Raw genomic sequence first — 7,504 nt, forward strand, 5'->3', positions numbered from 1 at the left:
TCACTGGACAGGAGGCGGTTCCCATGTATCTGGCGGATCTGCATATTCATTCCCGCTTTTCCCGCGCTACCAGCCGCGACTGCGACCTTCCTCATCTGGATCTGTGGGCGCGCAGAAAAGGTCTCGCTCTGGTGGGGACCGGCGATTTCACCCACCCTGCCTGGCGCGAAGAGCTGCGCGCCAAGCTGGTGGAACAGCCAGGCGGATTTTATACACTGCGTTCTGAGGAAATGCTGGACGCCGGCGTAGGGGGTGACGTTCCCGTGCCCCGCTTTGTTCTTACCAGCGAGATCAGCTGCATTTATAAACGCCATGGAAAAACGCGCAAGGTCCACAATCTGATTCTGATGCCCAGCCTGGAAGCTGCCGAACTTTTAAGCAGAAAACTGGAAGCCATCGGCAACATTCACTCCGACGGCCGTCCCATTCTCGGCCTGGACAGCCGGGATTTGCTGGAGATCACGCTGGACAGCTGTCCGGAAGCCGTGTTTGTCCCCGCCCATATCTGGACGCCGCACTTTTCCATGTTCGGTGCTTTTTCCGGTTTTGATTCCGTGGAAGAATGTTTTGGGGATCTGGCCCCCATGATCCATGCGGTGGAGACCGGTTTATCATCCGACCCGCCCATGAATTGGCGGGTTTCCGCTTTGGATCGCTTTCAGCTGATTTCCAATTCGGATGCGCATTCCCCTGCCCGACTCGGCCGGGAGGCCAATCTGCTGGATGGCCCTCTCACATACGAAGCCCTCTCCCGCGCTCTTCAGACCGGCGACGGCCTGGCCGGCACTGTGGAGTTTTTCCCGGAAGAGGGGAAGTACCATTTGGACGGGCATCGGAACTGCAAAGTGCGCCTGACTCCCGGAGAAACGCAGGCGCTGGACGGCCGCTGCCCGGTCTGTGGACGCAAACTGACCATCGGTGTGGAGCACCGGGTCGAAGAACTTGCGGACCGCCCTGCGGGATTTTGCCGCCCGGATGCCAAACCCTTTGAATCACTGGTTCCACTGCCGCAGATTCTTGCAGCATCTCTCGGAACCGGTGAATCTTCCAAAAAAGTGCAGCGCGCCTATGAAGAGCTTCTGCACACCTTAGGCCCGGAATTTTACATTCTGCGCGAAGCTCCGCTGGAAGACATCCGCCGCGCAGCCGGTCTTTGCGTTGCGGAGGGGGTGCGCCGTGTTCGTGCCGGCCAGGTCCAACGGTTAGGCGGATACGACGGCGAGTATGGCACCATTTCACTGTTTCGCGCGGGCGAACGGGAAGAATTGAACGGTCAGATGAGCCTGCCGGTCCCCACACAAGCCCCCGCGGAATCCCCCCGGCCTGTATTTCAAAAACGAGAGGCTGCCAGACAAGCAAAGCGGCCCATGCCGGCCGGAGCGCTCAATGACCGGCAGCAGGAAGCCGTTGAAGCGCTTCAGCCTGCGGTCGCCGTGATCGCGGGCCCCGGTACAGGAAAGACCAAAACACTGGTTTCGCACATTCTATATCTGATTCAAAGCTGCGGAATCTCTCCCTCGCAAATTACTGCGGTCACATTCACTCGTATGGCTGCCCAGGAAATGACGCAGCGGCTGGAAGATGCGCTCGGTTCCCGACAGGCGCTTCGCGGTCTTCAGATCGGCACTTTTCACAGCCTTTGCCTCGCCATGCTTCCCGCACCGACCATGATTTCCAACGAGCTTGCGCTGGAACTGGCGCGGGATGTTTTGGCAGCCGATGGCCGCAAAGGCTCACCCCGCCGCTTTCTGGATGAAGTTTCCCGTTTCAAAAGCGGAGCCGAAGCATCGGAACCGGAAGGATTTGCCGATTACAACGCAGCTTTGGCCCAGAAAGGTCTGCTGGATCTGGACGATGTCCTGCTGGCAGCTTTGGAACAGCCGCTTTCTGCGGAACAGCAGCAGCACCTGCGGTTTCTTCTGGTGGATGAGTTTCAGGACACCAACCGCATTCAATTTGATCTGATTCAAAAATGGCATACTGCAGGAGAACACCTGTTTGTCATCGGAGATGACGACCAGTCGATCTACGGATTCCGCGGTGCCGGCGGGGGATGCTTTGAACGGCTTCGGGAAACCATTACGCCGCTGCGGGAGATTCGTTTTGAAGACAACTATCGCTCCTCACCTGCCATTCTGGAAAGCGCCGTTCAACTGATCAGCCACAATCCCGGTCCCATGCGCGTTTTGAAGGCCCATCAGCCGGATGCAGCGGACATTCGGTTTGTTCACGCGCCGAGCGCCTACTCGGAAGGCATTTTCATCGCCAAGGAGATTGCACGCATGACCGGCGGTGTGGATATGCTGGCCGCTCAGGGCAAAACGGAAGGCACGCAGCGCGCCTTTTCCGATATTGCAGTCCTTTGCCGAACCCACCGTCAATTGGATTTGGTGGAAGAATGCCTGTTGCACGACGGCATCCCCTGTGCGATCACCGGGCGCGGCGATTTTCTGGCCGATGAATCCGTGCGGGGTGCGGCAGGTTTTTTCCGGCATCTGCTCCACTTGAAAGACTCTCTTTCTCTGCATGCATATCTCGCCGGCGTTTTGCACTGTCCGCCGGATCTTGTTCGGCACGCGGAAGAAGCCTGTGCCGCTGCTTCGGATTGGGCCGCTCTTCGCGCCGCACTTGGTACGGACGGCTGGTATGGGCAATGGTTTGCGCAGGTGGACACCTTTCTGCCCCGCGTTGCGCGGGAACGGCCGCACCGCCTGCTGGAAGATTTCTGGCACGGTCAGGAATTGCGCGGCGCCCGTCAGAGGCTGCTGGATACTGCGCTTTTCCACAAGACGATGGTCTCTTTGCTGGATACGCTGCTTCTGGGAAGCGAAGGGGACATCGTTCGTGCCAGTCGAAAGGAATATGCTTCCGGAGCAGTCCGTTTGATGACGCTGCACGGAGCAAAAGGTCTTGAATTTCCCGTTGTTTTTCTCGCCGGGCTTTCCGCCGGGACCATTCCGCTGCAGGATGGCCGTTCCCCACTGGAAGAAGAACGCCGACTGTTCTATGTGGGCATGACCCGTGCCCGGGAAGAACTGGTTCTTTCCGGGACCGGAGATGCGTCTGTCTTTCTGAAAGAATTACAGACCAGCCGCCTGCACCGGGAAAATGCCCTTGAATACGTTCATCTTCCCAGTGCCCAGCAAATGAGTTTTCTCTAAAATTTCAATCAGGTGATTTTATGTCTTCTTCTACCAGCGACTTTTCAAAAGGCTCGGTCGCTTCCAACATTTTGCGCCTGGCGATTCCCATGACCTTCGCGCAGCTCATCAATGTACTCTACAATGTAGTGGACCGCATTTATCTGGGGCATATGCCTGGCGCCAGTGCCGGCGCGCTGGCAGGCGTCGGCCTTGCATTTCCCATTATTACGATGATTACCGCTTTCGCCAATCTCTTTGGTTACGGCGGCACCCCGCTTTTTTCCATTGCACGCGGCAAGAACGATTCCGCCGGTGCCGGGCAGATCATGGGGGCCACCTGCGCCCTCCTGCTGGGAACCGGGCTTGTTCTCAGCGTTCTGTGTTTTCTGCTGAAAACGCCGTTGCTCTACTTGTTCGGCGCCAGCGACGTCACCTACCCTTACGCCAATGATTATCTGACCATTTATCTGTGCGGTACCCTGTTTGTAATGCTGAGCCTTGGGATGAACGGCTTCATCAATGCACAGGGATTTGGACGGACGGGAATGATGACGGTCCTTCTGGGTGCGGCCGTCAACATCGTGCTGGACCCGGTGTTTATCTTCCTTCTCGGGCTGGGTGTTCAGGGCGCGGCGTTGGCCACCGTTCTCTCGCAGTTTCTCTCCGCTGTCTGGGCCATGTATTTTCTGTGCGGGCCGCGGGCGGTCATTCGCCTGCGTTTTTCGCAAATGCGGCCCAACCTCCCGCAGACATTCCGGATCATCACGCTGGGCATGTCCGGTTTTATTATGTCTGTTACCAACGGTCTGGTACAGATCGCCTGTACTTCCACCCTGCAGCAATTCGGCGGTGATTTGTATGTCAGCGTTATGACAATTGTCAACTCCGTACGAGAAGTGGCTCTGACCCCCGTCAGCGGCATCACACAGGCGGCACAGCCGGTTCTGGGTTACAATTACGGTGCCTGTGAATACGGCCGTGTGCGCAAAGGCATTCGTTTCATGACCGTGCTCTGTGTGATTTACACGCTTTTCACCTGGCTGGTCATTTTCCTGTTTCCTCAGTTTTTCGCGGGAATGTTCACTTCCGACGCCCAGCTGGCAGCCGACAGTGTTCCTGCCATGCATCTCTATTTCTTCGGCATTTTCATGATGGCTCTTCAATTTTCCGGGCAGTCGGTTGCAGTGGCGTTGGGGCGTTCCAAGCAATCCATTTTCTTCTCGCTGTTCCGCAAAGTTGTGATCGTCATTCCCCTCACTCTTTGGCTTCCGCACGTTGCCTCACTGGGAGTAAGTGGTGTTTTTCTTGCCGAGCCCATTTCCAACTTTATCGGCGGCGGCGCCTGCTATGTTACCATGCTTCTGACCATCGGCCGTGAAATGACCCGGAAGGAAGCGCAAAAAGTCGTACAAATTTAAGTTTTTGTTTCAAAACGTGTTGCATTCTGCCCAAAGCGCTGTATAATGAATAAAAGAATAACTCATGAGGGAGTAGTTGCACGCTGTCCAGCGTGGTTTAAGTCAACACACGGCCTTCGACCTGGCTTAAATGTGACAACGAGACTCATGTGCAATTTTTTTGAGTTGCACATGAGTCTCGTTTTTTATTGTCGCCCATACTCTTCTCAAACAAAGAAAGGAAGTTGTGTCTTGAAATTCTACTGCGAAGAAACATCGGCTGTTTTGCAGGAACTTGACAGTACTGCGGAAGGTCTCTCCAGCCAGGAGGCCGCCCGCCGTGCCGAACAGTACGGCCCCAACAAGCTGAAAGAAGGTAAAAAAATCACCTTGTTCCAGCGGTTTGTCCAGCAACTGTGCGACCCCATGATTATCATTCTGCTGGTGGCAGCAGCGATTTCCGGAATCACTGCCGCCTATGAAGGCGAAAGTTTTGCCGACGTGTTTATTATTCTGATCGTTGTTCTGATCAATGCAGTGCTTGGCGTTTATCAGGAGAGCAAGGCCGAAAAGGCCATTGAGGCGCTTCAGGAAATGACCGCCGCCACCAGTAAAGTGCTGCGTGATGGGAAAATGGTGGTTTTGAAAAGCGAAGAGCTGGTTCCCGGCGACGTGGTCATCCTGGAGGCGGGCGACGCTGTTCCCGCGGATGCCAGAATCCTCGAAAGCGCAAGCATGAAAGCGGAAGAAGCTGCGCTGACCGGTGAAAGCGTTCCGGTGGAAAAGCACACAGACGTTCTTGCCTCTTCCGAAACAGACATCCCGTTGGGCGACCGCAAAAACATGGTATATATGGGCAGTACCATTGTTTACGGCCGCGGCAGCGCCGTCATTACCGGGACAGGAATGGACACCGAAATGGGTAAAATCGCCGGTGCTCTGGCCGACGCGCAGGACGGTGAAACGCCGCTTCAGAAAAAGCTTGGCCAGCTCAGCAAGGTGCTGAGTGTTCTGGTTCTTGGCATCTGCCTGTTCATTTTCGCATTCAGCCTGATCCGTGCGGGCGATTTCCACCTTGACGTGGTCATCAGCACCTTCATGGTCGCGGTCAGTCTGGCAGTTGCAGCCATTCCGGAAGGCCTCGCTGCAGTTGTTACCATCGTTCTTTCCATTGGCGTTACCAACATGTCCAAACGAAACGCTGTGATCCGGCGCTTGACCGCTGTTGAAACGCTGGGCTGTGCGCAGGTCATTTGCTCGGATAAAACCGGAACTCTGACGCAGAACAAAATGACCGTTGTGGAACACACCGGGGATGCGCAGACCGTCGGCCGTGCCATGGCACTGTGCAGCGACGCCAAGCCCGGTGACAATGGTGAGGCCGTTGGTGAACCCACCGAATGTGCGCTTGTCAACTGGGCATCGAAAGAAAATCTTTCGAAACCCGACATGGAAGCGCAGACTCCCCGCGTTGCTGAAGCGCCGTTCGACAGCATGCGTAAAATGATGAGCACCATCCATAAAACGGAACAGGGCTACATTCAGTACACCAAGGGCGCGCCCGACGAAATTTTGAAACGCTGCTCTTTCTACATGGAGAACGGCGAAAAACGCGAACTGACTGCTGAAGCAGCCAATCGAATCCTTGCCGACAACAAAGCTATGGCAGACAAAGCACTCCGTGTTTTGGCCGCCGCACAGAAAGAATATCAGCAGCTTCCCGCCGATACCAGCCCTGAAGCGCTGGAGCAGGGTCTTACCTTCCTGGGCCTGACGGGTATGATCGATCCTATCCGTCCGGAGGTAAAAGCCGCCATCGAAGAATGCCGCACTGCCGGTATCCGGCCAGTGATGATCACCGGTGACCACCACGACACCGCTGTGGCCATCGCACGTGAACTGGGAATCCTGGAAGACGAAAGCCAGGCGCTCACTGGCTCTCAGCTGAACGAGATCAGCGACGAAGAGCTGGCTGCTCATATCGATCATTATAGCGTTTATGCTCGTGTACAACCGGAACACAAAGTACGCATCGTCAATGCATGGCGCAAACGCGGCTGTATTACCGCCATGACCGGCGACGGTGTAAACGATGCTCCCAGCATCAAGAGCGCGGATATTGGCATTGGAATGGGTATTACCGGTACCGATGTTACCAAAAATGTTGCCGATATGGTTCTGGCCGATGACAACTTCGCCACTATCGTGGGCGCTGTGGGTGAAGGCCGCCGGATTTATGATAACATCCGCAAGGCTATTCAGTTCCTGCTGGGCTCCAATATGAGCGAGGTCTTGAGCGTGTTCCTGGCCACCATGATGGGCTTCGTCGTTCTGGAGCCGGTACACCTGCTCTGGATCAATCTGATTACCGACTGCTTCCCCGCCCTGGCTCTGGGCATGGAAAAAGGCGAACCGGACCTGATGAAACGCAAACCGCGCAGCGCCACCGATGGCATTTTTGCAGGCGGTCTGGGTACAGATGTGCTGTATCAGGGTGCCATGGTGACAGTGGTCACATTGGCGGCCTATTTCATCGGTCATTTCCTGGAAAGCGGTGTTTGGGAGATCACCAACAGCCCGGATGGCATGACCATGGCCTTCCTGACCATGAGCATGGCGGAAATTTTCCATTCCTTCAACATGCGGAGCCAGAGAGGCAGCGTCTTCAAACTGGGAAGCCACAACAAAGTTCTGTGGGGAGCCATGCTTCTCAGCCTGGTCTTGACCACCGGTGTTATCTATCTGCCGGGTATCTCGGACGCTTTTGGATTCACCCACATCAGCCTGGTGGAGTATACCATCGCATTGCTTCTGGCCGTAGTGGTAATCCCCATTGTAGAATGCGTCAAATTCTTCCAAAGAAAACTGCACAAAAACTAAAAATTTCAAAATAGTAACCCACCAGCGAAGCTGGTGGTTCTTCAGAAGCGGGCAAAGCCCTAAAATACTAGCCACGCCTAAAGG

Annotated in this window: 3 protein-coding genes; all 3 read left to right on the forward strand. The window is 55.5% G+C overall.

The features are described from left to right. The first annotated feature begins 23 nt into the window (after positions 1–23). The 3 genes from WMO24_RS12645 to WMO24_RS12655 all read left to right on the forward strand — a co-directional run bounded on the left by WMO24_RS12645 (position 24) and on the right by WMO24_RS12655 (position 7,420). The gene (locus tag WMO24_RS12645; RefSeq protein ID WP_349216779.1) at positions 24–3,161 is read left to right on the forward strand and encodes a UvrD-helicase domain-containing protein; all 3,138 of its coding nucleotides are present in this window, start codon (positions 24–26) and stop codon (positions 3,159–3,161) included. A gap of 20 nt (positions 3,162–3,181) precedes the next feature. Next, a complete protein-coding gene (locus WMO24_RS12650; protein ID WP_349216780.1) occupies positions 3,182–4,561 on the forward strand; it encodes an MATE family efflux transporter in 1,380 nt (459 codons plus the stop codon). 231 nt (positions 4,562–4,792) lie between these two features. After that, positions 4,793–7,420 (forward strand): cation-translocating P-type ATPase, encoded by a 2,628-nt coding sequence (locus WMO24_RS12655; RefSeq protein WP_407879022.1) that lies wholly within the window; start codon positions 4,793–4,795, stop codon positions 7,418–7,420. Positions 7,421–7,504 lie beyond the last annotated feature (84 nt).

Source organism: Ruthenibacterium intestinale (assembly GCF_040096265.1).
Taxonomy (GTDB): domain Bacteria; phylum Bacillota; class Clostridia; order Oscillospirales; family Ruminococcaceae; genus Ruthenibacterium; species Ruthenibacterium komagatae.

Bases quoted from the DNA above. Each gene is read 5' to 3' on its own strand.
- WMO24_RS12645 (WP_349216779.1), top strand. From the start codon at position 24: ATGTATCTGGCGGATCTGCATATTCATTCCCGCTTTTCCCGCGCTACC.
- WMO24_RS12650 (WP_349216780.1), top strand. From the start codon at position 3,182: ATGTCTTCTTCTACCAGCGACTTTTCAAAAGGCTCGGTCGCTTCCAAC.